Source organism: Pseudomonas sp. AC193 (assembly GCF_979258075.1).
In genome coordinates this window covers 1,581,058-1,607,625 of record NZ_OZ409832.1, presented here as the reverse complement: position 1 = coordinate 1,607,625, position 26,568 = coordinate 1,581,058, and the positions used below count along the sequence as shown (strand labels likewise).

The 26,568-nt window shown below is 59.0% G+C and carries 30 protein-coding genes; 16 read left to right on the top strand and 14 right to left on the bottom strand.

Annotated elements, in window-relative coordinates:
* Nucleotides 1-82 precede the first annotated feature (82 nt).
* On the top strand, nt 83-724 hold the full coding sequence (locus ACZZ0D_RS07415) for a TetR family transcriptional regulator C-terminal domain-containing protein (protein ID WP_463552793.1): 642 nt from the start codon (nt 83-85) through the stop codon (nt 722-724).
* 641 nt (nt 725-1,365) lie between these two features.
* On the opposite strand, the gene ACZZ0D_RS07410 is transcribed toward ACZZ0D_RS07415, so the two are convergent.
* Nucleotides 1,366-1,899: a cysteine hydrolase family protein gene (locus ACZZ0D_RS07410; protein WP_463552792.1), complete on the bottom strand. Its 534-nt coding sequence runs from the start codon at nt 1,897-1,899 to the stop codon at nt 1,366-1,368.
* A gap of 66 nt (nt 1,900-1,965) precedes the next feature.
* Nucleotides 1,966-3,693, bottom strand: coding sequence for a gamma-glutamyltransferase (ggt, locus tag ACZZ0D_RS07405; RefSeq protein WP_212544682.1), 1,728 nt, complete (start codon nt 3,691-3,693; stop codon nt 1,966-1,968).
* A gap of 151 nt (nt 3,694-3,844) precedes the next feature.
* On the opposite strand from ggt, the gene ACZZ0D_RS07400 reads away from it, so the two are divergent.
* Nucleotides 3,845-4,381: a methylated-DNA--[protein]-cysteine S-methyltransferase gene (locus ACZZ0D_RS07400; protein WP_463554769.1), complete on the top strand. Its 537-nt coding sequence runs from the start codon at nt 3,845-3,847 to the stop codon at nt 4,379-4,381.
* Nucleotides 4,382-4,409: 28 nt separating this feature from the next.
* On the opposite strand, the gene ACZZ0D_RS07395 is transcribed toward ACZZ0D_RS07400, so the two are convergent.
* Complete coding sequence (locus tag ACZZ0D_RS07395) at nt 4,410-4,853, bottom strand: hemerythrin domain-containing protein (protein ID WP_401237367.1); 444 nt, start codon at nt 4,851-4,853, stop codon at nt 4,410-4,412.
* A 149-nt stretch (nt 4,854-5,002) separates the two neighbouring features.
* Between ACZZ0D_RS07395 and ACZZ0D_RS07390 the strand changes: the two genes are divergently transcribed.
* Nucleotides 5,003-5,428, top strand: a complete 426-nt coding sequence (locus ACZZ0D_RS07390; RefSeq protein ID WP_463552791.1) for a GNAT family N-acetyltransferase — start codon at nt 5,003-5,005, stop codon at nt 5,426-5,428.
* 103 nt (nt 5,429-5,531) lie between these two features.
* On the opposite strand, the gene ACZZ0D_RS07385 is transcribed toward ACZZ0D_RS07390, so the two are convergent.
* Complete coding sequence (locus ACZZ0D_RS07385) at nt 5,532-5,882, bottom strand: hypothetical protein (RefSeq protein ID WP_053121569.1); 351 nt, start codon at nt 5,880-5,882, stop codon at nt 5,532-5,534.
* 135 nt (nt 5,883-6,017) lie between these two features.
* Here ACZZ0D_RS07385 and ACZZ0D_RS07380 point away from each other — a divergent pair, with 135 nt between their 5' ends.
* Together ACZZ0D_RS07380 and ACZZ0D_RS07375 are read left to right on the top strand one after the other, a co-directional pair.
* On the top strand, nt 6,018-6,347 hold the full coding sequence (locus ACZZ0D_RS07380) for a DUF6388 family protein (protein ID WP_212544684.1): 330 nt from the start codon (nt 6,018-6,020) through the stop codon (nt 6,345-6,347).
* A gap of 26 nt (nt 6,348-6,373) precedes the next feature.
* Nucleotides 6,374-7,078 carry a YoaK family protein gene (locus ACZZ0D_RS07375; protein WP_463552790.1) on the top strand — a complete coding sequence of 235 codons (705 nt, stop codon included), beginning with the start codon at nt 6,374-6,376 and terminating at the stop codon, nt 7,076-7,078.
* Nucleotides 7,079-7,135: 57 nt separating this feature from the next.
* On the opposite strand, the gene ACZZ0D_RS07370 is transcribed toward ACZZ0D_RS07375, so the two are convergent.
* Nucleotides 7,136-7,270: a hypothetical protein gene (locus ACZZ0D_RS07370; protein WP_463552789.1), complete on the bottom strand. Its 135-nt coding sequence runs from the start codon at nt 7,268-7,270 to the stop codon at nt 7,136-7,138.
* Between ACZZ0D_RS07370 and tusD the strand changes: the two genes are divergently transcribed.
* From tusD to ACZZ0D_RS07340, 6 genes are all read left to right on the top strand, one after another.
* Nucleotides 7,269-7,661, top strand: a complete 393-nt coding sequence (tusD, locus tag ACZZ0D_RS07365) for a sulfurtransferase complex subunit TusD (RefSeq protein WP_212544685.1) — start codon at nt 7,269-7,271, stop codon at nt 7,659-7,661. The genes ACZZ0D_RS07370 and tusD overlap by 2 nt on opposite strands.
* Before the next feature lies 1 nt (nt 7,662).
* Nucleotides 7,663-8,019: a sulfurtransferase complex subunit TusC gene (tusC, locus tag ACZZ0D_RS07360; protein ID WP_212544686.1), complete on the top strand. Its 357-nt coding sequence runs from the start codon at nt 7,663-7,665 to the stop codon at nt 8,017-8,019.
* Nucleotides 8,019-8,312, top strand: a complete 294-nt coding sequence (gene tusB / locus ACZZ0D_RS07355) for a sulfurtransferase complex subunit TusB (protein ID WP_401237362.1) — start codon at nt 8,019-8,021, stop codon at nt 8,310-8,312. The genes tusC and tusB overlap by 1 nt, the downstream gene beginning before the upstream one ends.
* A complete protein-coding gene (locus ACZZ0D_RS07350) occupies nt 8,309-8,644 on the top strand; it encodes a TusE/DsrC/DsvC family sulfur relay protein (RefSeq protein ID WP_159815199.1) in 336 nt (111 codons plus the stop codon). The genes tusB and ACZZ0D_RS07350 overlap by 4 nt, the downstream gene beginning before the upstream one ends.
* The gene (locus ACZZ0D_RS07345; RefSeq protein ID WP_463552788.1) at nt 8,641-9,642 is read left to right on the top strand and encodes a glycosyl transferase family protein; all 1,002 of its coding nucleotides are present in this window, start codon (nt 8,641-8,643) and stop codon (nt 9,640-9,642) included. Before ACZZ0D_RS07350 ends, ACZZ0D_RS07345 begins: the two co-directional genes overlap by 4 nt.
* Before the next feature lie 91 nt (nt 9,643-9,733).
* Nucleotides 9,734-10,735, top strand: a complete 1,002-nt coding sequence (locus ACZZ0D_RS07340) for a glutathione S-transferase family protein (protein WP_463552787.1) — start codon at nt 9,734-9,736, stop codon at nt 10,733-10,735.
* Between the two features lie 94 nt (nt 10,736-10,829).
* Here the strand turns inward: ACZZ0D_RS07340 and cysG are convergent, their stop codons facing one another.
* The 6 genes from cysG to ACZZ0D_RS07310 all read right to left on the bottom strand — a co-directional run bounded on the left by cysG (nt 10,830) and on the right by ACZZ0D_RS07310 (nt 18,469).
* The gene (cysG, locus tag ACZZ0D_RS07335) at nt 10,830-12,224 is read right to left on the bottom strand and encodes a siroheme synthase CysG (RefSeq protein WP_463552786.1); all 1,395 of its coding nucleotides are present in this window, start codon (nt 12,222-12,224) and stop codon (nt 10,830-10,832) included.
* Nucleotides 12,225-13,505, bottom strand: a complete 1,281-nt coding sequence (serS, locus tag ACZZ0D_RS07330; RefSeq protein WP_053121586.1) for a serine--tRNA ligase — start codon at nt 13,503-13,505, stop codon at nt 12,225-12,227.
* 15 nt (nt 13,506-13,520) lie between these two features.
* Entirely contained in the window at nt 13,521-13,895 is a 375-nt protein-coding gene (crcB, locus tag ACZZ0D_RS07325) for a fluoride efflux transporter CrcB (protein WP_053121588.1), read from the bottom strand.
* Nucleotides 13,895-15,217 carry a replication-associated recombination protein A gene (locus tag ACZZ0D_RS07320; protein WP_053121590.1) on the bottom strand — a complete coding sequence of 441 codons (1,323 nt, stop codon included), beginning with the start codon at nt 15,215-15,217 and terminating at the stop codon, nt 13,895-13,897. The genes crcB and ACZZ0D_RS07320 overlap by 1 nt, the downstream gene beginning before the upstream one ends.
* A gap of 155 nt (nt 15,218-15,372) precedes the next feature.
* On the bottom strand, nt 15,373-15,993 hold the full coding sequence (lolA, locus tag ACZZ0D_RS07315; RefSeq protein ID WP_053121592.1) for an outer membrane lipoprotein periplasmic chaperone LolA: 621 nt from the start codon (nt 15,991-15,993) through the stop codon (nt 15,373-15,375).
* A gap of 67 nt (nt 15,994-16,060) precedes the next feature.
* On the bottom strand, nt 16,061-18,469 hold the full coding sequence (locus tag ACZZ0D_RS07310; protein WP_053121593.1) for a DNA translocase FtsK: 2,409 nt from the start codon (nt 18,467-18,469) through the stop codon (nt 16,061-16,063).
* A gap of 297 nt (nt 18,470-18,766) precedes the next feature.
* Between ACZZ0D_RS07310 and ACZZ0D_RS07305 the strand changes: the two genes are divergently transcribed.
* The 4 genes from ACZZ0D_RS07305 to infA all read left to right on the top strand — a co-directional run bounded on the left by ACZZ0D_RS07305 (nt 18,767) and on the right by infA (nt 20,795).
* A complete protein-coding gene (locus ACZZ0D_RS07305) occupies nt 18,767-18,955 on the top strand; it encodes a hypothetical protein (RefSeq protein ID WP_400652208.1) in 189 nt (62 codons plus the stop codon).
* A gap of 63 nt (nt 18,956-19,018) precedes the next feature.
* Nucleotides 19,019-19,699, top strand: coding sequence for a leucyl/phenylalanyl-tRNA--protein transferase (aat, locus tag ACZZ0D_RS07300; protein ID WP_053121596.1), 681 nt, complete (start codon nt 19,019-19,021; stop codon nt 19,697-19,699).
* 57 nt (nt 19,700-19,756) lie between these two features.
* Nucleotides 19,757-20,464, top strand: a complete 708-nt coding sequence (locus ACZZ0D_RS07295; protein ID WP_053121598.1) for an arginyltransferase — start codon at nt 19,757-19,759, stop codon at nt 20,462-20,464.
* A 112-nt stretch (nt 20,465-20,576) separates the two neighbouring features.
* A complete protein-coding gene (gene infA / locus ACZZ0D_RS07290) occupies nt 20,577-20,795 on the top strand; it encodes a translation initiation factor IF-1 (protein WP_002553999.1) in 219 nt (72 codons plus the stop codon).
* Nucleotides 20,796-21,757: 962 nt separating this feature from the next.
* Here infA and clpA read toward each other — a convergent pair.
* Both clpA and clpS read right to left on the bottom strand, forming a co-directional pair.
* On the bottom strand, nt 21,758-24,028 hold the full coding sequence (clpA, locus tag ACZZ0D_RS07285) for an ATP-dependent Clp protease ATP-binding subunit ClpA (RefSeq protein ID WP_053121600.1): 2,271 nt from the start codon (nt 24,026-24,028) through the stop codon (nt 21,758-21,760).
* 30 nt (nt 24,029-24,058) lie between these two features.
* The gene (gene clpS, locus ACZZ0D_RS07280) at nt 24,059-24,442 is read right to left on the bottom strand and encodes an ATP-dependent Clp protease adapter ClpS (protein WP_053121602.1); all 384 of its coding nucleotides are present in this window, start codon (nt 24,440-24,442) and stop codon (nt 24,059-24,061) included.
* 224 nt (nt 24,443-24,666) lie between these two features.
* On the opposite strand from clpS, the gene cspD reads away from it, so the two are divergent.
* On the top strand, nt 24,667-24,954 hold the full coding sequence (gene cspD / locus ACZZ0D_RS07275) for a cold shock domain-containing protein CspD (protein ID WP_400755944.1): 288 nt from the start codon (nt 24,667-24,669) through the stop codon (nt 24,952-24,954).
* 83 nt (nt 24,955-25,037) lie between these two features.
* Here the strand turns inward: cspD and icd are convergent, their stop codons facing one another.
* Nucleotides 25,038-26,294 (bottom strand): NADP-dependent isocitrate dehydrogenase, encoded by a 1,257-nt coding sequence (gene icd, locus ACZZ0D_RS07270; RefSeq protein ID WP_159813875.1) that lies wholly within the window; start codon nt 26,292-26,294, stop codon nt 25,038-25,040.
* Nucleotides 26,295-26,568 lie beyond the last annotated feature (274 nt).

Below are 26,568 nucleotides of genomic sequence, written 5' to 3'. Positions count from 1 at the left end.
GCCTCACCGCTATATAGTTTTGTATATTGCGAAACCGAAATCGCCAGAATCTTTCCATGTTGTTTATTCAGACTGTTTTTCCATGAGCGCCATCCGCGTACGCAACGAGCAGTTGATCCTCAACGCTGCCAGTGAAGAATTCGCCGCCAACGGCTTCGACGCCACCCAGACCCGCGACATCGCCGCCCGCGCCGGCGTGCCCAAGGCGAACCTGTATTACTACTTCCAGACCAAGGAAAACCTCTACTCGAAAGTCTTGCTGGGGTTTGTCGAACCGTTGCTGGAGGCGTCGGCGGTGCTGCGTGAAAGCGATGATCCGCTGGTGGGTTTGCGCGCTTACGTCGCTGCGCGGATTCGTATTGCCCGCGAGCATCCGGCGATAGCCAAGGTTTTCAGTGGAGAGTTGTTGCTCGGCGGGCGGCAGTTGCCAGACGAGTGCCGCGACCTGCTGCACGCTGAAGCGCGACGGAATGTCGAGTGTTTGCGCAGCTGGATCGAGCGCGGTTTGCTGGCACCGGTGGATCCGGAGCATTTGATGCTGTTCATCTGGTCGGCGACGCGCACGTACACCAACATTGGCTGGCAGATGGGCCGAATCATGGAACGCGAAGAGCCGCTGGATGAGGATTACGAACGGGCGGCGGAGACGATTACGCGGTTGGTGCTGGAGGGTGTTGTGCCGCCAAGGGTTGGCGAGATTCGTGGGATTCTGTTTGCGACTTGAACCGCTTTTGGTGGGAGCGGGCTTGCTCGCGAAAGCGGTGAATCAGTCGCCTTCAATGTGTCTGACACGCCGCTTTCGCGAGCAAGTCGAATCGTCGCACCGCCGCTCCCACAAGGGGATTCGTGGTGTGGTCGGAAGCCGATTCCGCTGCTGGAAGAGGTTGTGGCGCCACAGGCTGGGAAGATTCGTGGGTTTATTTACGACTCGAGCAGGCTTTTGTGGGAGCGGGCTTGCTCGCGAAAGCGGTGAATCAGTCGCCTTCAACATGTCTGACACACCGCCTTCGCGAGCAAGCCCGCTCCCACTCGGGATTCGTGGTGTGGTCGGAAGCCGATTCCGCTGCTGGAAGAGGTTGTGGCGCCGTGAGTTGGGGGGATTCGCGGGAGTTTGTTTGCGACTCAAGCCCGCTCCCACTCGGAATTTGTGGTGTGGTCAGAAGCCGATTCTGCTGATGGAAGAGGTTGTGGCGCCGTGAGTTGGGGGGATTCGCGGGAGTTTGTTTGCGACTCAAGCAGGCTTTTGTGGGAGCGGGCTTGCTCGCGAAAGCGGTGAATCAGTCGCCATTAGTGTGTCTGGCACACCGCTTTCGCGAGCAAGTCGAATCGTCGCACCGACGCTCCCACATGGGATTTGTGGTTTGGCTAGAAAACGATGTCGGCAGCGGGTTTCACGTCGATGCGGGCGACGGAGCCGGTCAAATGCGCGAGGTCTTTGTTGTGTTCGGCGATGATATCGTCGGCGCTCATCGGGCCGTTGTCGACGGTGGAGTGTGCGTCGGCGGCGAGCACTACGTCGTAGCCCAGTTGATGGGCCTGGCGCACGGTCGCGTTGATGCAATAGTCGGTTTGCAACCCGCAAATGACCAAGCGTTCGAAATCCTCGCTCGGCAGCAGTTTGCGTAAATCAGTCTGATAGAACGAATCGGGCGTGGTCTTGCGCACGCGTAAATCCTCGCTCGATGTTTCCAGCCCTTCGGCCAGTTGCCAGCCTTCCGCGGCATGGGCCAACGGACTGTCCTTTTCTTCATGCTGAATCAGCACCACCGGCACCCCGGCCGTGCGCGCTCGGCGGCTGAGGCTGTTGATGGTATCGATCACCCGGTGAATGTCATGGCACTCATACTCGCCCGAGCAGAGAGCTTGCTGGACGTCGATGATCAGCAATGCGGTGGTCATGATGAGCCTTCCTTGATCAGTCCATGAAACAGGGGCGGACATGGGCCCGCCCCGTTTTTACGCGCCTTAGTAACCCAATGACAACCCGGTATTACGCCGTGGATCGTTGGCACCGTAGAAGCGGTTTTTGCCAACCGGCTTACCGCCCAGCGACGGTGCGCCGACCAGAATCGCGGCGATGTGGTTGGCATCCTGCGGGCCGGCAAACTTGTGGCCCCAGCTCTCGAGAATCTTCTTCGTGTCGGGACTCGCCGCGAAGTCTTCGAGGTTGGTTTCCTCCGGCATCCACTGCTGGTGGAAGCGCGGCGCATCGACTGCTTCCTGCAGGCCCATACCGTAGTCGATGACGTTGAGCATGGTCAGCAAGGTCGCGGTGATGATCCGGCTACCGCCCGGCGTGCCCACCACCATCACCACTTTGCCGTCCTTGGTGACGATGGTCGGGCTCATCGACGACAGCGGTGCCTTGCCCGGCGCGATCGCGTTGGCTTCGCCCTGCACCAGACCGTACATGTTCGGCACGCCGACCTTGGAGGTGAAGTCGTCCATTTCATCGTTGAGGATCACCCCGGTCTTGCTCGCCATCACGCCCGCGCCGAACCAGTCGTTGAGGGTGTAAGTGACCGAAACCGCGTTACCCCACTTGTCGACGATCGAATAGTGCGTGGTGTTGCTGCCTTCATGCGGTGCGGTACCCGGTTTCAGCTCGGCCGAGACGCCAGCCTTTTGCGGTTGAATCGCGTCGCGCAGTTTCGTTGCGTAGTTCTTGTCGAGCAGATGTTCGATCGGGTTTTTGACGAAATCCGGATCACCCAGATAGCTGTTGCGATCCACGTACGCGTGGCGCATCGCTTCGATCTGATAGTGCATGCCCTGGGCCGAATGGAAGCCCAGATCCTTCATCGGATAGCCTTCGAGGATGTTCATGATCTGGCAGATCACCACACCGCCGGAGCTTGGCGGTGGCGCGGAAACCACGTGGTAGCCACGGTAATCACACTCGACCGGCGCCAATTCGCGGGTCTTGTATTTGTCGAGGTCGGCCTGGGTGATGATGCCCTTGTTGGCCTGACTCGACGTCACGATCGCATCGGCGACCCAGCCTTTATAGAAGCCGTCGGTGCCTTTTTCGGAAATGGTGCGCAGGGTTTTAGCCAGATCCTTCTGCACCAGTTTCTGCCCGACCTGCATCGGCTCGCCGTTGTGCAGGAAGATCGAGCCGGAATCGCGCATGTCCTTTTTGAACACATCGGTGGCATATTCCAGCAGCTCGACGTCGCCCTGCTCCAGTTCGAAACCGTCTTCAGCCAGTTTGATGGCCGGGGCGATCATGTCTTTGCGCGGCTTGGTGCCGTACTTGCTCAGCGCCAGTTCCATGCCGGAGACGGTGCCCGGTACGCCGACCGCCAAGTGGCCGCGCGTGCTCAGATCAGGAATGACGTTGCCTTCCTTGTCCAGATACATATTGGCGGTCGCGGCCAGCGGCGCCTTTTCGCGGAAATCGAGGAAGGTCTTGCGCCCGTCAGCCAGTTGAATGGTCATGAAACCGCCACCGCCGAGGTTGCCCGCTGCGGGGTAAACCACCGCCAGCGCGTAACCCACCGCGACGGCGGCATCCACCGCGTTGCCGCCGCTTTTCAACACATCGACGCCGACGTGGGTCGCCAGATGTTGCGCGGTGACCACCATGCCGTTTTCGGCAGCGACCGGTGCGACCGAGGCCGCGTGAGCCATCAGACAGCTGAGTGCCAATGAGGTCGCTATCAGCGATTTGGCCAAAGGTTCGTACTTCATGAGTCGATCTCTTTTTTGTTTTTAGGGTCTGTGCAAAACAGAGGTGAACGCTTCAAGAGCAACAAGCAGTATGGTCGCGATTGCGCATTGCGCCTCCCCACGCAGGCAGTATGCTGAGCGCCATCAATGCCCTGAACCGGAGCTGGCCTGCATGGCTTTTACCTTCATCACCCTGCCCTCGCCCGTCGGCGAGTTGAAGCTGGTCGCGAACGGTTCACGACTGGCGGCCATCCTCTGGGAAAACGACAAACCGAACCGCGTGCGCCTCGGGCCGATGAGCGCAGCACCAGACAATCTGATCCTGATAAAAACCGCTCGGCAGCTGCAAGAATATTTTTCCGGCACCCGCGATCGATTCGATCTGGAACTGGATTTTGTCGGCACTGATTTTCAAAAACAGGTGTGGGCGGCGTTGCTGACCATTCCGTTTGGCGAGACGCGCAGCTACAGCCAGATTGCCGCGCAGATCGGCAATCCTTCGGCAGTGCGGGCGGTGGGCGCAGCGAATGGGCGTAATCCGATTTCGATTGTGGCGCCGTGTCATCGGGTGATTGGCGCGTCGGGGAAACTCACCGGGTTTGCGGGCGGGCTGGAGGCCAAGGAGCATTTGCTGACGCTGGAGGGAGCTTTAACATCAAAAGATCGCAGCCCGCGGCAGCCCCTGCATTTGCAATTCGATCTCCTGTAGGAGCTGCCGAAGGCTGCGATCTTTTGATCTACTTGGCGTCGACCTGCTCCTGATACTCTTTTTCATATTGTCCGGCGAGCTGCACCTTCTGCTTCTCATTGAGCAATTTGCCGGCCATCTGGAAGAACTTCTGCTCTTCTTCCTCCAGGTGGTGATGCACCTTCTCCGACAACTTCTTCGCCGTCGCCAACCACGCCGGGCTCGACATCTCGGTCTCGTCGAGCTCTTCCATCATCTCGTCCATTTCATGGTGCTCGGAAATCGCGTGACGACTGAGGTCGACACCGGCATCGCACTCCATCAACGGAATGTAGAAGTGACGTTCTTCGGCGGTTTCGTGGGCTTGCAGTTCATCTTTAAGCAGTTTGTAAGCCTCAACCCGCTCTGGGGTGTCACCGCTGGTTTTGATCAGGCTTTTGGCGTAAGTGCGCTGGCGGTCGTGGCTTTCACGAAGGGCTTCAAAAATATTCATGGCGTGTCCTCATCAACCGCGTGCTGGAATGACGCTGTAAAAGCTAGACCGCGACGCGCGAGCGACGGTTCCACCGGTTTTGCGCAGGGACTTGGAAGCAGACCACCGGGCAGGATACGCTGGCGAATTATCCTACAAGGAAGTCCTGCATGAACTTGCGCATCGAGTTAACGCAAACACCCACGGAAGAACACCGCGCGGCGATTCTGGCGCCACTGCGCGCACATAACGTCTCCCAGGCCGGCCCATCGGCGTGGGAACCGATCGCGCTGTTGGTGCGCGACGAGCACGACGCTGTGCTCGGCGGCCTGTATGGCCACACGTTTTATCGCTGGTTGTTCATTGAATTGTTGGCCGTGCCGATGGAGGGGCGCGGTCAGGGCATCGGTTCGAAATTGATGCAGATGGCTGAAGATTTTGCGCGAGAGAAGGATTGCGTGGGGATCTGGCTCGACACCTTTTCGTTTCAGGCGCCGGAGTTTTACAAGAAGGTCGGGTATACCGAGTGCGGTGAGATTGTTGATTATCCGCTGGGGCATAAGCGGCATTTTTTCCAGAAGCGGTTGATTGACTGAATGTGACGGCCCCTTCGCGAGCAAGCCCGCTCCCACATTGGAATGCATTTCAAATTGTGGGAGCGAGCCTGCTCGCGAAGGCGGCCGTCAATTCACCCAATAATCAGAGGCAAGTCGCCAACGCCGCCAACCGCCGCTTCGCGACAAAATCATCTTTCTGCGCGTAGTAGTTCAGCGTCGTCCCCGACGGCTCCGTGCTCAGGTCAACGAACGACTCCGCCGAACGGGTGTACACCGTCGAACCGCCCTTCTTGCCCGGTTGCAGATAAGCCCCCGCGTCCACGCCAAATACCGCCTCGTCTTGCCAGGCGAATTGCACGCACTGCGCCACGAGCTTCTCGGCTTTGTCCGAGGTCATGACTTTATAAGGCGCCTGGGTGCGCGCATCGTCCATCGCCGAACCTGCGCAACCGGCCAGAACCGTCGCCGCCAGCGCTACCATCAGAATTCGCATTGCATTCGCTCATTCGGAAAAAAGCGGACTGTATCACCGCCGCAAGCGGAAATCGTTCTGCTTTACTGCATTTATAGCGAGACAGGCACTCGCCGCTGCGGCAACCTAAGGTCATCAGCCTCACAAGGAAAACCCATGGCGCCTACCGATCAGCGACATGAACACGCCCTGAAACTGTTTCTCGATGCGCGCCCTGAATTGCGCGAAAGCCTCGACCACCTCAATCCTCTGCTGGCTCAGGCCAAGGGCGAAACCCAGGCGCAATACCGCGAAGAACGTCTGCATGAGGCGTTTGAAGAAGAGGCGGACAAACTGGGGTTGTTTGCCTGGGAACTGACGTTGCAGCTGACCGCTGATTCGCCTGAGGAATATCAGGCGCAGCGCCTGGAAGTGCATCGCGAGGTGGCGGAAATGGCCGGCATGGACTGGCTGGAATACTGCGACCTGTATGGGATAGAACCTTAACCGCCACGCCAAGGATCCTTTCGCCGATGCTGCCTTCCGCCTCGACTCATCGCGCCAGCCCCGGCCATCTGCACACGCAGAAATGGCGCGGACGCGTGGGTCTGGCGCTGGTCGCCAGCCTGTCGGTACTGGCCGGCATGACCGATGCCATCGGTTTCATGGCCAGCGGCGATTTCGTTTCGTTCATGAGCGGGAACACCACACGACTGGCGGTGGCGATCAGTGAAGGTGATCTCGGGTTGACCTTGCGCCTGGTGATTCTTGTCGCGACGTTCATCCTCGGTAATGCCTTGGGCGTACTCGTCGCGCGCCTCGGTGGGCGACGCGCGCTGCCGCTGCTGCTGTGCATCGCCACCCTGCTCAGCACCTCGGCAGCGTGGCCGTTCGACGCGCAACTGCCGGCACTGCTGGCCGCGATCATTGCGATGGGCATGCTCAACGCGGCGGTCGAGGAAGTGAATGGCCTGCCGGTCGGGCTGACCTACGTGACCGGCGCGCTGTCGCGATTTGGCCGAGGACTGGGGCGCTGGATGCTCGGCGAACGGCGCAGCGGCTGGCGGGTGCAACTGGTGCCGTGGAGCGGGATGTTTATCGGCGCCATTTTGGGGGCGGTGCTGGAACAGCATCTGGGCCTCAAGGCCATGTTTGTCAGCGCTGTGCTGGCCGCGATGATCGGCCTGCTTTCCCTCAGAATCCCGCGACGCTGGCAACTCGGCTACATGCCCCGCTAACCAAGGACACCAAAAATCCCTGTGGCAGCGGGCTTGCTCGCGAAAGCGGTGGGTCAGTCAAATACATTTCAACTGACCCACCGCTTTCGCGAGCAAGCCCGCTCCCACATTTTGATCGCCTGCAACTTGGATTTCGCGGCTGTCGCCATAAAGCTTTATCATGGCCGCAGTTTTGCTGATCGAGTCCGTCATGAAGTTCGCCATCGCGTTGTTTTCCGCCGCCCATGCGCCCTCCTCGCGCCGTGCCCTGCTGTTTGCGCAGGCGGCACTGGCCGGTGGGCATGAGATTGTCCGGCTGTTTTTCTATCAGGACGGCGTCTACAACGCCTCCGACGCGGTGGTCACCCCGCAGGACGAACTCGACTTGCCCAAGCAATGGCGCGCGTTTATTACCGAGCAGAAGCTCGACGGCGTGGTCTGCATCGCCGCCGCCCTGCGCCGTGGCGCCCTGAACGCGGAAGAAGCCAAGCGTTACCAGCGCGAAGCGATTTCGGTCAGCACGCCGTGGGAATTGTCCGGCCTCGGTCAGTTGCATGATGCGGTGCAAGATGCCGATCGCCTGATCTGCTTCGGAGGTGCATGAGATGGCTAAATCCTTGTTGATCATCAGCCGCCAGTCGCCATGGTCGGGCCCCGGCGCCCGCGAAGCGCTGGACATCGTGCTGGCCGGCGGTGCGTTCGATCTGCCGATCGGATTGCTGTTTCTCGATGACGGCGTGCTGCAACTCAGCGCCGGGCAAAACGCGAAAGCGCTGCAGCAGAAAGACCTCAGCGCCAACCTGCAAGCGCTGCCGATGTTCGGTGTTGAAGAGCTGTTCTATTGCGCCGACAGCGCCAGCGCCCGCGGCCTCAGCACGTTGTCGCTGGACGAAGCCGCGCCGCTGGCCGCCGAGCAAATCACCGCCCTTATTGACCGCTACGACCAGGTGATCACCCTCTGATGTCGACTTTGCATGTGTTGTCTCATTCCCCGTTCGGCGACGATCGCCTGACCAGTTGCCTGCGCGTGATCGGCGGCGCTGATGCTTTATTGCTGTCCGGCGATGCGGTCTACGCGTTGCAACCGGGCACCGCGCCGTTCACCGCGCTGCACAACCGCCAGATCAAATTGTTCGTTCTGGCCGAAGATGCGCAGGCGCGCGCCATCCAAGTTCCTGACTGGGCCGAAGTGATCGATTACCCGGCCTTCGTCGAACTGTCGATCCATCACGACAAGGTCAACAGCTGGCTATGAATTCCATGACCGTCGGCGCCCGCGCCATCGAACTGGACAAGGATGGTTTCCTCGTTGACCTCAGCGACTGGTCGCAGGATGTCGCCAGCGCCCTCGCCGCTGCCGAAGAGATTGAGTTGACCGCCGAACACTGGGAAGTCCTCGAATTGCTGCGCAGCTTCTACGCCGAATTCCAGTTGTCCCCGGCCACGCGTCCGCTGATCAAGTACACCGCGCTGAAACTCGGTGTGGAAAAAGGCAACAGCCTGCACCTGAACCGACTGTTCAAAGGCACCCCTGCCAAACTCGCCGCAAAACTGGCGGGCCTGCCCAAACCGACGAACTGCTTATGACCGACTTTCCAGCGCTGACCCTCGAAACGCCTGCCGAACATCCATTCGCCCAGTTCGTACGCATCCTCGGCAAGGGCAAACGCGGCGCCCGTGACCTGACGCGCGAAGAAGCGCGCGAAGCCATGGGCATGGTGCTCGACGACAAGGTCGAGGACACCCAGCTCGGTGCGTTCCTGATGTTGCTGCGCCACAAGGAAGAAAGCGCCGAGGAAATGGCCGGTTTCACCGAAGCCTTGCGGGAACGCTTGCAGGCGCCGGCGCTGAACGTCGATCTGGATTGGCCGACCTACGCCGGTAAGAAGCGCCATCTGCCGTGGTACCTGCTGGCCGCCAAGTGCCTGGCGAAGAACGGCGTGCGCATCTTCATGCACGGCGGCGGCGCGCACACCGCCGGGCGGCTGTACAGCGAGCAACTGCTCGGCGAGTTGAACATCCCGTTGTGTCGCACCTGGCAACAGGTCGGCACGGCGCTGGACAACGGCGGCCTCGCATTTATGCCGCTGGTGGACTGGGCGCCGCAGTTGCAGAACATGATCGATCTGCGCAACACCTTGGGTCTGCGCTCGCCGATTCATTCGCTGGCGCGGATTCTCAATCCACTGGGCGCACGCTGCGGGCTGCAAAGTATTTTCCACCCCGGCTACCAAGCGGTGCACCGCGATGCCAGCGGCCTGCTCGGCGACACAGCGATTGTGGTCAAGGGTGATGGCGGCGAAATCGAGATCAACCCGGATGCAAACAGCCACCTCTACGGCACCACTGGCGGCGAGAGCTGGGATGAGGAATGGCCGCAGATGTCGGCGCAACGCCACGTCAAACCTTCATCGCTGGATATTGAGCACTTGAAAGCCGTGTGGCGCGGCGACGTGGTCGACAGCTACCCACAAATGGCGCTGATCTCGACGATGGCGCTGGCCCTGCGCGGGCTTGGCCAACCGCGTGAACAAGCCTTCGAAACCGCCGAGCAATACTGGGCTGCGCGGGACAAATCGATTTAACCGATCATTCACGCCCGATCTTTGCGCTTTTTGTTCGAACTCACAGGAATAGACTCGACTCCAACGTTTACTGATTTACGGAGTCTTGATCATGGGTTTACTCGTCGATGGCCACTGGCAGGACAAGTGGTACGAAAGCGGCAAAGACGGCGCGTTCCAGCGCGAACAGGCGCAACGCCGCAACTGGGTGACCGCCAACGGCGAGCCCGGCCCGAGCGGTGAAGGTGGTTTTGCCGCCGAGGCCGGTCGCTATCACCTCTACGTGTCACTCGCTTGTCCATGGGCACATCGCACGCTGATCCTGCGCAAACTCAAAGGTCTGGAAAGTCTGATCGACGTTTCGGTGGTCAGTTGGTTGATGCTGGAAAACGGCTGGACGTTCGACAAAGCGCTGGGCTCGACCGGCGACAAACTCGATGGCTTTGAATTCATGCATCAGCGCTACACCTCTGACACCGCCGACTACACCGGCCGCGTCACCGTGCCGGTGCTGTGGGACAAAAAGCTCAAACGCATCGTCAGTAATGAATCAGCGGAGATCATCCGCATGTTCAACAACGCGTTTGATGGATTGACCGGCAACGAGCTGGACTTCTACCCGGCGCCACTGCGCAGCGAGATCGATGCACTGAACGATCGAATTTATCCGGCCGTGAACAACGGCGTGTACCGCGCGGGGTTTGCCACGTCGCAACAGGCGTATGAACAAGCGTTCGATGAGGTGTTTGCTGAGCTTGATAATCTGGAGCGGGTTTTAGGTGCGAATCGCTATCTGACCGGCGAGTACCTGACCGAAGCCGATGTGCGCCTGTTCACCACGATGATTCGTTTTGACGCGGTGTATCACGGGCACTTCAAGTGCAATCTGCGACGGATTGCCGATTACCCGAATCTGTCGAACTGGCTGCGTGAGGTGTATCAGCTGCCGGGGATTAGCGAGACGGTGGATTTTCAGCACATCAAGAACCACTACTACGGCAGTCACAAGACCATTAACCCGACGGGGATTGTGCCGAAGGGGCCGGAGCAGGATTTCACGGCGGCCCATGATCGGGCGCGGTTGGCTGGGAAAGGGGTTTGGTTGAAGGGCTAACAGCAAAAAGCAAAAGATCGCAGCCTTCGGCAGCTCCTACATGAGAATGCGTTCTCTGTAGGAGCTGCCGAAGGCTGCGATCTTTTGATCTGACTCAGACCTGCGCCTGAGCCCCTTCAAACCACGCCAGTTTCTCGCGCAGTTGCACCACTTCCCCCACGATCACTAATGTCGGCGCATGCACTTCATGCTCCGCCACCATGCGTGGCAGATCCGCCAGCGTGCCGGTAAAGACTCGCTGATTGACCGTGGTGCCTTGCTGAATCAACGCCGCCGGGGTATCCGCCGCGCGACCGTGCTTGATCAACTGCTCGCAGATCACCGGCAAGCCCACCAGGCCCATGTAGAACACCAGCGTCTGCGCCGGGGCGACGAGGTCGGCCCAGGGCAGGTCGGTCGAACCGTCCTTCAAATGCCCGGTGACAAAGCGCACTGACTGCGCGTAATCACGATGGGTCAGCGGAATCCCGGCATACGCCGCGCAACCACTGGCTGCGGTAATCCCAGGCACCACCTGGAATGGAATCCCATGCGCCGCCAGTTCTTCGATCTCTTCGCCGCCACGGCCGAAGATAAACGGATCACCGCCCTTCAAGCGCACCACGCGCTTGCCGGCCTTGGCCAGATCAACCAGTTGCTGGTTGATCTGATCCTGCGGCACTGCATGATCTGAACGGCGCTTGCCGACATACACGCGCTCGGCATCGCGACGGCACAACTCAAGAATCGCTGGCGCGACCAAACGGTCGTACAACACCACGTCGGCTTGCTGCATCAGACGCAAAGCCTTGAACGTCAGCAGATCCGGATCACCCGGCCCTGCGCCGACCAAATACACTTCACCGGTGGTAACCGTTACTTCGCCATCAATCTTGGCCTGCAACAGACGCTCGGCTTCGGCGCCCTGCCCGGCCAGTTGGCGGTCGGCAATCGGCCCTTGGAACACGTCCTCCCAGAATCCGCGACGCTGCTGCACATCCGGAAACAGGCTTTTCACCTGATTACGGAAACGTGCGGCGAGCCCGGCCAATTGGCCGTAAGTCGAGGGAATCCAGGTTTCGATCTTGGCGCGAATCAGTCGCGCCAGCACCGGCGCGTCGCCACCGCTGGACACGGCGATGATCAGCGGCGAGCGATCGACGATCGCCGGGAAGATCACGCTGCACAAGGCAGGCGCGTCGACCACGTTGACCGGCACGCAGCGCTTGTGAGCATCGGTGGAGACTTGTGCGTTCAGCGTTTCATCGTCGGTGGCGGCGATGATCAGCCCGCAACCGTCCAGATCCGCCTCGACGTAACCGCGCAACAGGCATTCGCCGCCAGAAGCTGCGACCAGCTCACGCAGCTGCGATTCGATTTCAGGTGCGACCACCCGCAGCAGCGCACCGGCATCGGCCAGCAGGCGGGATTTGCGCAAGGCAATTTCCCCCCCACCGACGACCAACGCACGACTGCCGCGCAGGTTGTGAAACAGCGGCAGATATTTCATTTAGCCGATGACCTCAAGGCCACCCATGTACGGCTTCAGCACGTCCGGCACACGGATCGAACCGTCGGCCTGCTGGTAGTTTTCCAGCACGGCAACCAGGGTACGGCCGACGGCCAGACCGGAACCGTTCAGGGTGTGCACCAGCTCAGGCTTGCCGGTTTCCGGGTTGCGGAAACGCGCTTGCATACGACGCGCCTGGAAGTCGCCGCAGTTCGAGCACGACGAAATTTCGCGGTACTTGTCCTGGCTCGGAATCCACACTTCCAGATCGTAAGTCTTGACCGCGCTGAAGCCCATGTCGCCGGTGCACAGCGCCAGGGTGCGATACGGTAGACCGAGCAGTTGCAGGACTTTTTCAGCGTTGGCGGTCAGGCCTTCCAGCGCTTCCATCGAGGTCGACGGCTCAACGATCTGCACCATTTCAACTTTGTCGAACTGGTGCTGACGGATCATGCCGCGGGTGTCGCGACCCGATGCACCGGCTTCACTGCGGAAGCACGGGGTGTGGGCAACGAATTTGATCGGCAGCAGTTTCGAATCGACGATTTCGCCAGCGACGATGTTGGTCAGCGACACTTCGGCAGTCGGGATCAGGTACAGATCGGCTTCGCCTTCGCGGGCGATCTTGAACAGGTCTTCTTCGAATTTCGGCAGTTGACCGGTGCCTTGCAGCGCCGGGGCCTGAACCAGATAAGGCGTGTAAGCCTCTTCGTAGCCGTGCTCGTTGACGTGCAGGTTGATCATGAACTGCGCCAAGGCGCGGTGCAGACGGGCGATCGGGCCACGCAGCAGGGCGAAACGCGCGCCGGACAGCTTGGCGGCGGTTTCAAAGTCCAGCCAGCCGAACTTCTCGCCGAGGGCAACGTGGTCTTTCACTTCGAAATCGAAAGCGGTCGGCGTGCCCCAGCGGCGCACTTCGACGTTGTCGTCTTCGTCCTTGCCGACCGGCACGGATTCGTGCGGCAGGTTAGGAATGCCCAGCACGATCGAGTCCAGTTCGGTCTGGATCGCGTCCAGCTCGACTTTACCGGCACTCAATTCGCCCGCCATGCGCTCGACGTCCGCCATCAACGGCGCGATGTCTTCGCCGCGCTGCTTGGCCTGACCGATGGATTTGGAACGCGCGTTACGCTCAGCCTGCAGTGCTTCGGTGCGGGTCTGGACGGTCTTGCGCTGTTCTTCCAGCGCTTCGATGCGCGCGGTATCCAGGGCAAAGCCACGGGAAGCCAGGCGGTCCGCTACGTCCTGAAGGTTGCTACGTAACAGTTTGGAATCGAGCATGTCGGTTTCTCGTTATCAAAGTTTGGTCAAAGACAGGCCAGCCCACGTCGCGAGCAGCCCGCCGAATACGCTGAGTGCCGCGTAGCCCAGGGCCAGCGGCACTTGCCCGCTTTCCAGCAGGCGCACCGTATCCAGTGAAAAGGATGAAAAAGTCGTCAGGCCCCCGAGGAAGCCGACCATCAACCCGGCACGCACCTCGATCGGCACTTCCGGGCGTATCAAAAACAGGCCATACAACACGCCGATCAGCAGGCAGCCCACGATATTAACGGCCAGCGTCGCGGTATAGAAGTGCCGCGGCCAATTGGCGTTGATCCAATTGCCGGTGGCGAAGCGCAACAAAGTGCCAGCAACGCCGCCGGCAGACACCGCAATGATCAATGGAAGCACTATTTTCTCCGCTGCCGAGGACTTAAACGATCGAGTTGGGCGAGGTGGTTGAGCTTCTCGCCGATCTTCAACTCCAGGCCACGCGGCACCGGTTGGTAGAACGGGATCGGGTCGAGTTCGTCCGGAAAATAGTCTTCGCCGGCGGCATAAGCGTCCGGTTCATCGTGGGCGTAACGGTATTCGTCGCCGTAGCCCAACTGTTTCATCAGTTTGGTTGGCGCGTTGCGCAAGTGCAGCGGTACTTCCAGCGAACCGTGTTCGGCGGCGGCGCGCAGGGCAGTTTTGAAACCCATGTACACCGCGTTGCTTTTCGGCGCGCAGGCCAGATAGGTGATGGCTTGCGCCACGGCCAATTCGCCCTCCGGACTGCCGAGGCGCTCCTGCACTTCCCACGCAGCGAGGCACAGGCTCAGCGCGCGCGGGTCGGCATTGCCGATGTCTTCGCTGGCCATGCGCACCACGCGCCGAGCCAGGTACAGCGGATCGCAACCACCGTCGATCATCCGCGCGAACCAGTACAGCGCGCCGTCGGGGTTGGAACCGCGTACCGATTTGTGCAGCGCCGAAATCTGGTCGTAGAACGCTTCGCCGCCCTTGTCGAAGCGCCGACGCGTATCGCCGAGCAGACTCTGCAGCAGATCAATGCCCATCTCGCTGTTGTCGTCGGCCAGGTCGGAGGCGTTTTCCAGCAGATTAAGCAGACGCCGGCCATCGCCATCGGCGGCGGACAGCAGCATCTGGAAACCTTCATCGCTGAGGGTCAGATTGCGCTTGCCCAGCCCGCGCTCTTCGGTAAGTGCGCGGTGCACCAGTTTGCGCAGCGCCGCTTCGTCGAGGCTTTTCAGCACGTAGACGCGGGCCCGCGACAACAAGGCGTTGTTGAGTTCGAACGAAGGGTTTTCGGTGGTGGCGCCGATGAAGATCAGCGTGCCGTCTTCAACGTACGGCAGGAATGCGTCCTGCTGCGACTTGTTGAAACGGTGGACTTCATCGACGAACAGAATTGTGCGCTTGCCGTACTGACCGGCCTGCTGCTTGGCGATCTCAACCGCCTGACGGATCTCTTTGACCCCGGCGAGTACCGCCGAAACCGTTTCGAAGTGCGCGTCCGAGACTTCCGCGAGCAACCGCGCCAAGGTGGTTTTACCCACGCCCGGCGGCCCCCAGAAAATCATCGAATGCAGAGCACCCTGCTCCAGCGCCTCACGCAGAGGCTTGCCGCGAGCGAGCACGTGCTCCTGACCGACGTACTCATCCAGATTGGTCGCACGCAAACGCGCGGCCAGTGGCTGGGCAATCGGTGCACTGCGAAACAGATCCATCACGTAGCGTTGAAACCTCTATTTGAATCGGTTGCCGATCATGCTTTTGATTTTGTAGGAGTGAGCCTGCTCGCGATTAGATTTGTCAGTCACAGATGCATTGTCTGACCCACCGCTATCGCGAGCAGGCTCACTCCTACAAAGGATTTTGCATTTTACTCTTGGATTACATCCGCACCCTTGGGGATGTCGAACTTGAACTTGGAGGCCGGCACTGGCTCGTTGGCCTTCACCCCGGTGAACAGGATGTTGGTGCGTTGGCCGACGCTGTCGATCAGTTGCATGTCATTAAGCAAACCGTTGCGGAACGACAGGCGCAGGTTGTCGAACAGGGTGTCTTTGGTTTTCGGCTTCAGCGTGAAGTCGATCACGCCGCCCGCTTCTTTCGCGGTGATGTCGAAGCTCTGGCTGATCTTCGACACGTCGCCGGACAACAGCAGCGCCGGAGTCTGGGTCAGACGCTCGTCGAGCTTCTTGATGGTCGCCTGTTCCAGATCCGGATCCCACAGGGTGACTTTCTTGCCATCAGAGACCATGGTCTGCTCGGCCGGCGCATTGGTGTGCCAGTAGAACAGGCCCGGGCGCTGCAGGGTCATGTTGCCGGTGGTTTCCTGCAACTGGGTGCCGCCGCCGTCGAGGGTCAGCTGCGAGAAGTTGGCGGTCAGGGTTTTCGATGTTTCCAGCAATTGGGTCAGACGCGCCACGTCCTTGTCATCGGCGTGAGCCGTGAGGGTGGTCAACGCCAGTACTGGCAACAGCATGCGGATAAGACGCATGGGAGTCCTCTTGAATACTCGTTGGGAGAGCGGCGGAACATCATTGTCCCGCCTCTTGCTTCTGGATTCAGTCGCGAACCGGGCCCGGGGCCAGGACTTCACGCGAACCGTTGGTGTTCATTGAGGTGACGACGCCGGCCATTTCCATGGCTTCGATCATCCGGGCGGCGCGGTTGTAGCCGATCTTCAGCTTGCGCTGCACAGCAGAAATCGAGGCGCGACGGCTTTCGAGGACGAATTGCACGGCTTCGTCATACAGCGCGTCAGCTTCCGGATCATCGCCATCGCCGCCACCGCTGCTGCCTTCAAAGCCGCTGCCCGCCTCTTCGACACCGTTGAGGATGTCGTCGTTGTATTCAGGAGCGCCGCGCAGTTTCCACGCTTCCACCACACGGTGAACTTCTTCGTCGGAGACGAACGCGCCGTGAACCCGGATCGGCAGGCTGGTGCCCGGCGGCATGTAGAGCATGTCACCGTGGCCAAGCAGTTGTTCGGCGCCGCCCTGATCGATGATCGTCCGGGAGTCGATCTTGCTCGACACCTGGAACGCCATGCGCGTCGGAATGTTCGCTTTGATCAGACCGGTGATCACGTCCACCGACGGCCGCTGGGTCGCGAGGATCAAGTGAATACCGGCCGCACGCGCCTTCTGCGCAATACGGGCGATCAGTTCTTCAACCTTCTTGCCGACGATCATCATCATGTCGGCGAATTCGTCGACGACCACGACGATGGTCGGCAGCTTCTGCAACAGCGGCGCTTCGTCGTGGATGCTTTCGCGCTTGTACAGCGGATCGCTCAACGGCTCGCCGGCGTCCTGCGCTTCCTTGACCTTGGCGTTAAAGCCGGACAGGTTACGCACGCCCATCTTCGCCATCAGCTTGTAGCGGCGTTCCATCTCGGCAACGCTCCAGCGCAGGGCGTTGGCAGCGTCCTTCATGTCGGTCACGACCGGGCACAGCAGGTGCGGAATGCCTTCGTAGATCGACAACTCCAACATCTTCGGGTCGATCATGATCAGCTTGGCGTCTTCCGGGCCAGACTTGAACAGGATCGACAGAATCATCGCGTTCACGCCCACCGACTTACCGGAACCGGTCGTACCGGCCACCAGCAAGTGCGGCATCTTCGCCAGGTCAGTGATGACCGGCTTGCCGCCGATGTCATGGCCCAGCGCCAGAGTGACCGGCGATTTGAAGTTGTCGTACTCAGGCGTCGACAGCACTTCCGAGAAGCGCACGATCTGCCGGTCTTCGTTGGGAATCTCGATACCGACCGTGGTCTTGCCCGGAATCACCTCAACCACCCGCACACTGGTCACGGCCAGCGAACGCGCAAGGTCTTTGGCGAGGTTGGCGATGCGGCTGACTTTGACGCCGGCGGCAGGCTGAATTTCGTAACGGGTAATCACCGGACCCGGGTGGATCGAGTCGACGGTCACTTCAACACCGAATTCCTTGAGCTTGATCTCCAGCAAGTGGCCGACCGCTGCCAGGGATTCCGGCGAGTAATTGAGTTGTTTCTTTTCCGCAGGATCGAGGATCGAGATCGGCGGCAAGGTGCCTTCCACGGCGCTGTCGACGAACAACGGCACCTGTTTCTCTTTCTGCACGCGCTTGCTTGGCTCGGGCGCTTTGGCCGGCGCCGGAGCAATCACTGGCGGAACCTGTTTCTCGCGATCGGACATGTGCTTGCTCAGCGCTTGCTCACGTTCGATCAGGCGTTCTTTGACTTTGGCCTGCTCGCGCTTGTCGGTCACCGTCGGCGCGACCACGTCATGCACGCGATCATCGACCTCACGCAGTTGCGCGACCAGTTGCTTGCGCTCGGTACGCGCCGACCACCAGCGATTGAGCGCGCCCTGGAACAGTTCGAACAGGTCGAGGGTGATCTTGCCGGTGATGTCCATCACCTTGAACCACGACAGGTCGGTGAACACCGTCAGACCAAACAGGAACAGCGCGATGAACAACAACGTGCTGCCCTGAATGTTCAGCGCGTTCTTCGCCAGATTGCCGAGGCTTTCGCCCAACGCACCACCGGCACCGGCCGGCAGACCCGACGCGGCATGGAAATGCAGATGCGCCAGCGCAGCGCCGGACAGCACCAGAAACACCAGACCGATCAGGCGCCAGGAGAACAGCCAGCCGCTCCACTGCCATGGTTCGTGGCGTTGACGGAAGATCTGATAAGCCTTGATCGCCAGCAGCAACGGGAAGATGTAGGCGAAGTAACCCAGCACCATAAACAGGATGTCAGCGCTGTAGGAGCCCGCCGGGCCGCCGAAATTCTGCACGTCGTCGATCTTGCTGTTGTGGCTCCAGCCCGGATCGTCCTTGCCGTAGGTGAGCAAGGCCATCATCAGGAACAGGCACAAAGCGCCGATGGCGATCAATGCACCTTCCTTGAGCCGGTAGTGCAACTGTTGGCGCCAGAGCGGAACGACTGTTTTGGGTGCTGCGGTGGATTTCTTCAAAACGCTACTTTTCCTGCGCCAATGGCGCGTCCATCTATTGAATGACGATAAAAAACTGCCCAATCCAGGCAGGTAACAAAGTGAACGAGCGCAACTGAGACTACTTTTAACACTGCGCCGTGGCTTTTAAAAACACGGCACAACGCGAATATTCTGTAACAGCCCGGCATTGTACGGGTTTGTACGTGCGATGCCATGCTTCAAACCCCAGGGTAAAGCATAGTCAAGCACACAAAACCCACGGGCCAATTTGAGCATGCATTACCTTTTGTGACAAAGGCTTATGAGGTGTATTTGATGAACGCAGCGAAGCATTCACGCCTGATCATCCTCAACTCCGGCACGGCGCTGATGGAACGCTTGCATCAACACGCCACACGGGCTGCCATAGCGATCGTTTACGACCACAGCCTCGACGCCAAGTTGCAGCCGCGTCCATTCGGCTGCATGAGCGAGCAGTCTCTGGACGACATTCCTGTCATTTAACGGCACACTTTATCGCGGGCCGAACAGCCCGCCCCGCCCTCCCCTTCTGCAAGCCTGGATGCCATGCTGACTTGGTTACAACGCAACTCCCTGACTTTTCCGCCATTGGAAAAGGCCATGCGCGAACCCAACGGACTGCTCGCCGCCGGTGGTGATCTGTCCGCCGATCGTTTGATTCAGGCGTATCGTCACGGCTGCTTTCCATGGTTTTCCGAAGGCCAGCCGATTCTCTGGTGGTCGCCGGATCCGCGCACGGTGATGTTTCCCGACGAACTGCACGTCTCGCGCAGCCTCGGCAAACTCCTGCGCAAGGAACGCTATCAAGTCACCTTCGATAAAGACTTCGACGCGGTCATTCGCGCCTGCGCCGCACCCCGCGATTACGCCGATGGCACGTGGATCACCGAAGCGATGCAGGACGCCTACGTTGAATTGCATCGACGCGGCTTCGCGCATTCGGTGGAGGTTTGGGATCAGGGCGAACTGGTCGGCGGCCTGTATGGGCTGGCGATGGGTCAACTGTTCTTTGGCGAGTCGATGTTCAGCCGCGCCGACAACGCCTCCAAGTACGGTTTCGCCACGCTGGTGCGCCATCTGCAAGATTCGGGTTTTGTGCTGATCGACTGCCAGATGCCGACCGATCATCTGCACAGCCTTGGCGCCCGCTCGATTCCCCGTCAGGAATTTGCTGACTACCTTGCCCGACATCTGGATCAACCCAGTCGCGCCACCTGGGTTTGCTGAGCGACTTTTGCGCGCGTGGCTTACACTTAATTCACCAGCTTATCCCGAGGGTTGATCATGACCGAGTTGGCGCGTCTGAAGTTCTATGCCACTCAACCTCACTCTTGCAGTTATCTGCCTGAGGAGCAGGCTACCACCCTGTTTCTCGACCCGAGTCAGCCCATGGATGTGCATGTCTACGCAGACCTGTCGGAAATGGGCTTTCGTCGCAGCGGCGATCATCTGTACCGCCCGCATTGCCAGAACTGCAATGCGTGCGTGCCTGCGCGCATCCCCGTCGCACAGTTCACCCCCAATCGTCAGCAGAAACGCATTTTCAAGCGCAACGCCGATTTGCAGGTGCGCCCGGTCAAACCGCAATTCAGTGAAGAATATTTCGATCTATATCAGCGCTACATCGAACAACGCCATGCCGATGGCGACATGTACCCGCCGAGCCGTGATCAATTCTCGACGTTTCTGGTGCGTGATTTGCCCTTCTCGCGTTTTTATGAGTTTCGTCTCGACGGACGGTTGCTCGCCGTGGCGGTGACCGATTTGCTGCCTAATGGCTTGTCGGCGGTTTACACCTTTTACGAACCGGCGGAAGAACGCCGTAGCCTTGGCCGCTTCGGCATTCTCTGGCAGATCAGCGAGAGCCAGCGCCTGGGACTGGAGGCGGTTTACCTCGGTTACTGGATCAAGAACTGCAAAAAGATGAACTACAAAACCCAATATCGCCCCATTGAACTGCTGATTAATCAGCGCTGGGTCATCCTCAACTAAACCAAAGCCCTAAACCCCTTGGCGTAAACCCCATTTTTCGGGCACAATGCACGCCGCTTTTGCCTGGCGCAGTTGCACCGGGCCATTCATTGGATACCGAGGGCTTTACTGCATGTCGAAAGAAGACAGCTTCGAAATGGAAGGCACTGTCGTCGACACCCTGCCCAACACCATGTTTCGTGTGGAGTTGGAAAATGGGCACGTCGTAACCGCGCATATTTCCGGCAAGATGCGCAAGAACTACATTCGTATTCTTACCGGTGACAAAGTGCGCGTCGAGCTGACGCCCTATGACTTGAGCAAAGGGCGCATTACTTACCGCGCTCGTTAATCAGGTCAATACAAGACGCCCGGTTTATGCCGGGCGTTTTTGTTTGTGCGTTTTTTGAGGTTTTGGGTTTTGGGGGCATATCCGTTGCTGCGGGTGATGCCGCTGGCGGTTTCGCTCTTACAGCGAGTCACCTTTTCCAGATGCCGAAAAGGTAACCCAAAAGGCTTGGCCCCGGCGTACGGCACTTCGCTTAGGCTCAGTGTTCCCTCGCTCCGGTGCCCATCAGGGGGCATCGCCTACGGTTTGCTTCGCTGCACCTCCTCTCGATGTATGCGGCTGCGCCGCATGGCGCTACGCGCCTACCCCTGATGGGCACCTACGCTCGGCCTGCCGAAGGGGCTGAAGATCAAGAGCCAGAGCCAGATCAAGGGCCAAATCAAAATCAAAAGCCCCTCACCCTAGCCCTCTCCCGGAGGGAGAGGGGACTGATCGCGTGGATTGGTAGAGATACGCCGACTTGCGATACCGAGGCGAACGCATATTTTGAAAAGCCCACGAATCGGCCCCCTCTCCCTCGGGAGAGGGCTGGGGTGAGGGGCGAATCCAACGCATATCAAAAAGCCGTGCGCGCCCCGCTCTTCACCACTCAATAGGCCGAGTGTCAGCTCGCCTGCTTTTGATCTTGATCTTGATCTCGGAGCCCATCGGCAGGCTGAGTGGAGGGATTGATCCGGGTGTGGGAGCGCAGCGACCGTTTGGCGCAGCCAAACACAGCGAGAGGAGGTGCAGCGAAGCAAACCGTAGGCGCTGAACCCCGGATCAATCCCGGAGCGAAGGAACCCGAGCCTTAGCGAGGGCCGAACGTCAGGGCAAAGCGTTTTGGTTACTTTTGGGCTTCTGCAAAAGTGACCCGCCGTAAGGGCGGAACCCTAACCAGCCATCACCACAACAACGGATATTCACCCAAAAACACCAGACAACAAAAAGGGCGCCCGAAGGCGCCCTCAGCGTAACAACAACGATCAAGCCATCTCAGCAGTGGTCTCGAAATCAAAGGTCAACTCACCATCCTTGATATCGATATGAACAACCCCACCATGCTCAGCCAACTCACCAAACAAGATCTCCTCCGCCAGCGGACGCTTGATCTTGTCCTGAATCAGACGAGCCATCGGACGCGCCCCCATCGCCGCATCATAACCACCCGCCGCAATCCAGCTACGCGCCGCGTCAGTCACTTCCAGCAACACACGCTTGTCTTCCAGTTGCGCCTGAAGCTCGGTAAGGAACTTGTCCACCACACTTTTGATAACCTCATGACTGAGGCGACCAAACTGAATAATGGTGTCCAGACGGTTACGGAACTCCGGCGTGAAGCTCTTCTTGATCACTTCCATCGCATCAGACGAGTGATCCTGATGGGTGAAACCGATCGAAGCCCGCGCCGCCGTTTCAGCACCGGCGTTAGTGGTCATGATCACAATCACATTGCGGAAGTCCGCTTTGCGCCCGTTGTTATCGGTCAGTGTGCCGTGATCCATCACCTGCAGCAGCAGGTTGAAGACTTCCGGATGCGCCTTCTCGATCTCATCGAGCAGCAATACGCAATGCGGCTGCTTGGTGATCGCTTCGGTCAACAGACCGCCCTGGTCGAAACCAACATAGCCTGGAGGCGCACCGATCAGACGCGATACGGTGTGGCGTTCCATGTACTCGGACATATCGAAGCGAACCAGTTCAATGCCCAACGCCTTGGCCAATTGCCGCGCGGCCTCGGTTTTACCGACACCGGTCGGGCCGGCGAACAGGAACGAACCGACTGGCTTGTCAGGCGACTTGAGGCCAGCACGGGACAGTTTGATCGCAGTCGACAGCGAATCGATCGCCGCGTCCTGACCAAACACCGTCAGCTTCAGGTCACGCTCCAGGTTACGCAGCAGTTCCTTGTCGGAGCTGGTGACGTGCTTCGGCGGAATTCGCGCGATCTTCGCCACGATGTCTTCGACGTGCGGCACTTCGATGCGCTTGGCGCGCTTCTCGACCGGTTGCAGGCGCTGATAGGCGCCCGCCTCGTCGATCACATCAATGGCTTTGTCCGGCATGTGCCGGTCATTGATATAGCGCGACGCCAGTTCAGCAGCGGCACGCAGTGCTTCGTCGCTGTATTCGATGTTGTGGTGCTGCTCGAAACGCCCTTTCAGGCCGCGCAGGATACCGATGGTGTCTTCCACCGACGGCTCGACGACATCAACCTTCTGGAAGCGACGCGCCAAGGCACGATCCTTCTCGAAGATGCCGCGGAATTCCTGGAACGTGGTCGAACCGATGCAGCGAATGTCGCCAGACGACAGCAGCGGCTTGAGCAGGTTTGAAGCATCCATAACCCCGCCCGACGCAGCGCCCGCACCAATAATGGTGTGGATCTCGTCGATAAACAGAATCGCTTGCGGACGTTTCTTCAGTTCATTGAGCAGCGCTTTGAAGCGCTTCTCGAAATCACCGCGATACTTGGTGCCCGCGAGCAGAGCACCAAGATCAAGCGAATAAACGACGCTACCCGCCAACAGATCCGGCACCTGGTTGTCGACAATACGCTTGGCCAGGCCTTCGGCAATCGCGGTTTTACCCACGCCCGCCTCGCCGACCAGCAGCGGATTGTTTTTGCGCCGACGCGCGAGAATCTGCGCGACACGCTCGACTTCTGACTCACGGCCGACCAGCGGATCGATACGACCCTGGCGCGCGAGTTCGTTGAGGTTGCTGGCATACGCATCCAGAGGATTGCCTGAAGAAGAAGACTCACCGCCCTCGTCGTCCTGCATATCTTGTTCACCTTCAGAGTGATCGCCATGCCCCGGCACTTTGGAAATGCCATGGGCGATGTAGTTGACGACATCGATGCGCGCAACGCTCTGCTGTTTCAGCAGGAACACCGCCTGACTCTCTTGCTCACTGAAGATGGCAACCAGCACGTTGGCGCCGGTCACTTCGCGTTTGCCCGAGCTCTGTACGTGAAAAACAGCACGCTGCAGTACACGCTGGAAGCCCAGGGTTGGCTGGGTTTCGCGATCTTCGTCATGAACGGGGATCAATGGCGTGGTGGAGTCGATGAACTCCTGCAGGTCATGCTTGAGTTTGTCGAGGTTTGCGCCGCAGGCACGCAAAACGGTGGCGGCAGCCTCATTATCCAATAGGGCCAGCAGGAGATGTTCGACGGTCATGAATTCATGACGCTTCGAACGAGCCTCCTTGAAGGCTAAATTGAGGGTGACTTCGAGCTCGCGGTTTAACATAGCTTCACCTCATACCCAAGTGGTCGGCGATTAACCGTCCTTCTCGATTTCACAGAGTAGCGGATGCTGGCTTTCCCTGGCGTACTGGTTGACCTGCATGGCCTTTGTCTCGGCGATGTCGCGGGTAAACACTCCACATACTGCCCGTCCTTCTGTATGAACGGCCAGCATGACCTTGGTCGCCAGCTCGCGATTCAGGTTAAAAAACACCTCGAGCACTTCGACGACGAAATCCATCGGTGTGTAGTCATCGTTGAACAAAACCACCTTGTACATCGGCGGCGCCTGTAATGCAGGCTTTGCTTCCTGAACAGCAACGCCCGCCGAACCGTCGTCGTGTTCCTCCGGGTGATCCTTTTGGAAAGTCGGGCGATCCTGATTGAATGTTAGTCGAATCTGGCTGATTGCATGCATGGAAAGAAAGGTTCGTCAGTTGTGCAAATACAGTGGTGGGGGCGGTTGTACACGTTTTCAACTCCGACTGCCCGGTCACCTTGACTATCGGGAAAACGGTGTTACAACCAATAGAGCCCACAGTGGGTAAAAAAGATCCGCGGAGTCAATCCTTTTAACGGATTAGATTGCGGATGAATTGGATGATACTCCAGCGATGGAATCTGTTGCAGAGGGATTTGAGCATGGCAGGCGTCAAGGTCAGCGGTAAGGTCAAATGGTTCAACAATGCCAAGGGTTTTGGATTCATTAACGAGGACAGCCAGACAGAAGACCTGTTTGCCCATTACTCGGCGATCCAGATGGATGGTTACAAAACCCTGAAGGCCGGCCAAGAGGTGTACTTCGAACTTATTCAAGGCCCCAAAGGCCTGCACGCCATCGCGATTCAGGACAAAAAAACAGTGGATGACGCAGTTGGTGCAGCAGCGGCCGCAGCCGCCGCTACCAGCCAAGCCGCAGTCGTGAGCTGAGCAACCCTCGCCCAAGACGTCCGGCCATAAAAAAACCGCCTGACTCAATTCATCGAGTCAGGCGGTTTTTGTGTACCTGCGTTTTACATGTGCGAGATCAGCGCATCACCGAAACCCGAAGACGACACCAGTTTGGCCCCGTCCATCAGACGTTCGAAGTCATAAGTCACGGTTTTGGCCGAGATAGCGCCGTTGGTGCCCTTGATGATCAGATCCGCCGCTTCCGTCCAGCCCATGTGGCGCAGCATCATTTCTGCCGAAAGAATCAACGAACCCGGGTTAACCTGATCCTTGCCGGCGTACTTCGGTGCAGTGCCGTGGGTGGCTTCGAACATCGCCACGGTGTCAGACAGGTTGGCGCCCGGCGCGATGCCGATACCGCCCACTTCTGCCGCGAGGGCATCGGAGAGGTAGTCACCGTTAAGGTTGAGGGTCGCGATCACATCGTATTCGGCCGGGCGCAGCAGGATCTGCTGGAGCATTGCGTCGGCGATGGCGTCTTTGACCACAACGTTCTTGCCGGTTTTCGGGTTTTTGAACTGCATCCACGGGCCGCCGTCGAGCAGGGTCGCGCCGAATTCTTCAGCGGCCACTTCGTAGGCCCACTCTTTGAAGGCACCTTCGGTGAACTTCATGATGTTGCCTTTGTGCACGATGGTCAGCGAATCGCGGTCGTTATCGACCACATATTGCAGAGCCTTGCGTGCCAGACGCTTGGTGCCTTCCAGCGAAACCGGCTTGACGCCGATGCCGCAGTTTTCGTCGAAACGGATCTTGGTGACGCCCATTTCTTCTTTAAGGAATTTGATGACCTTGGTGGCTTCCGGCGAACCGGCCTTCCACTCAATGCCGGCATAGATGTCTTCGGAGTTCTCGCGGAAGATGGTCATGTCGACGTCGCCAGGCTTTTTCACCGGGCTTGGTACGCCTTCGAACCAGCGCACCGGGCGCAGGCAGACGTACAGGTCGAGCTGCTGACGCAGGGCCACGTTCAGCGAACGGATGCCGCCACCGACCGGCGTGGTCAGCGGGCCTTTGATGGAAACCACGTAATCCTTGACTGCGTCCAGCGTTTCCTGAGGCAGCCAGGTGTCCTGATCGTAAACCTGAGTGGCTTTTTCCCCGGCGAAGACTTCCATCCAGGAAATCTTGCGTTTACCGCCGTATGCCTTTTGAACTGCAGCATCGACAACCTTGATCATCACCGGGCTGATGTCGACACCAATGCCGTCACCTTCGATGAAGGGGATGATCGGGTTATCAGGAACATTGAGAGAATGGTCTGCATTGACGGTGATTTTGTCGCCGACGGCTGGAACCTGAATCTTCTTGTAACCCATGCTGAACTCCATTGTTTGGATTGAACATCTGGCTTGGTTCGAGCGTAACCCAGTTAAATCAACACGCAAACCCTCTGTTCCCGGCAATCGCACAACTCGTTTCGTACAACCCTGAAAGCAAAGGGAAAAGCGCCAAACTCAAGCATTCGCAACGACTCTACGCGCCACCTTGCCCTGCGACCTTTAGACCAATGGACGAGATTGGTTGCATATGAACCATCGGCAGATTGCCAGCTACCTATGTATAATGCCCGCCGCTGACCACAGGGTCACG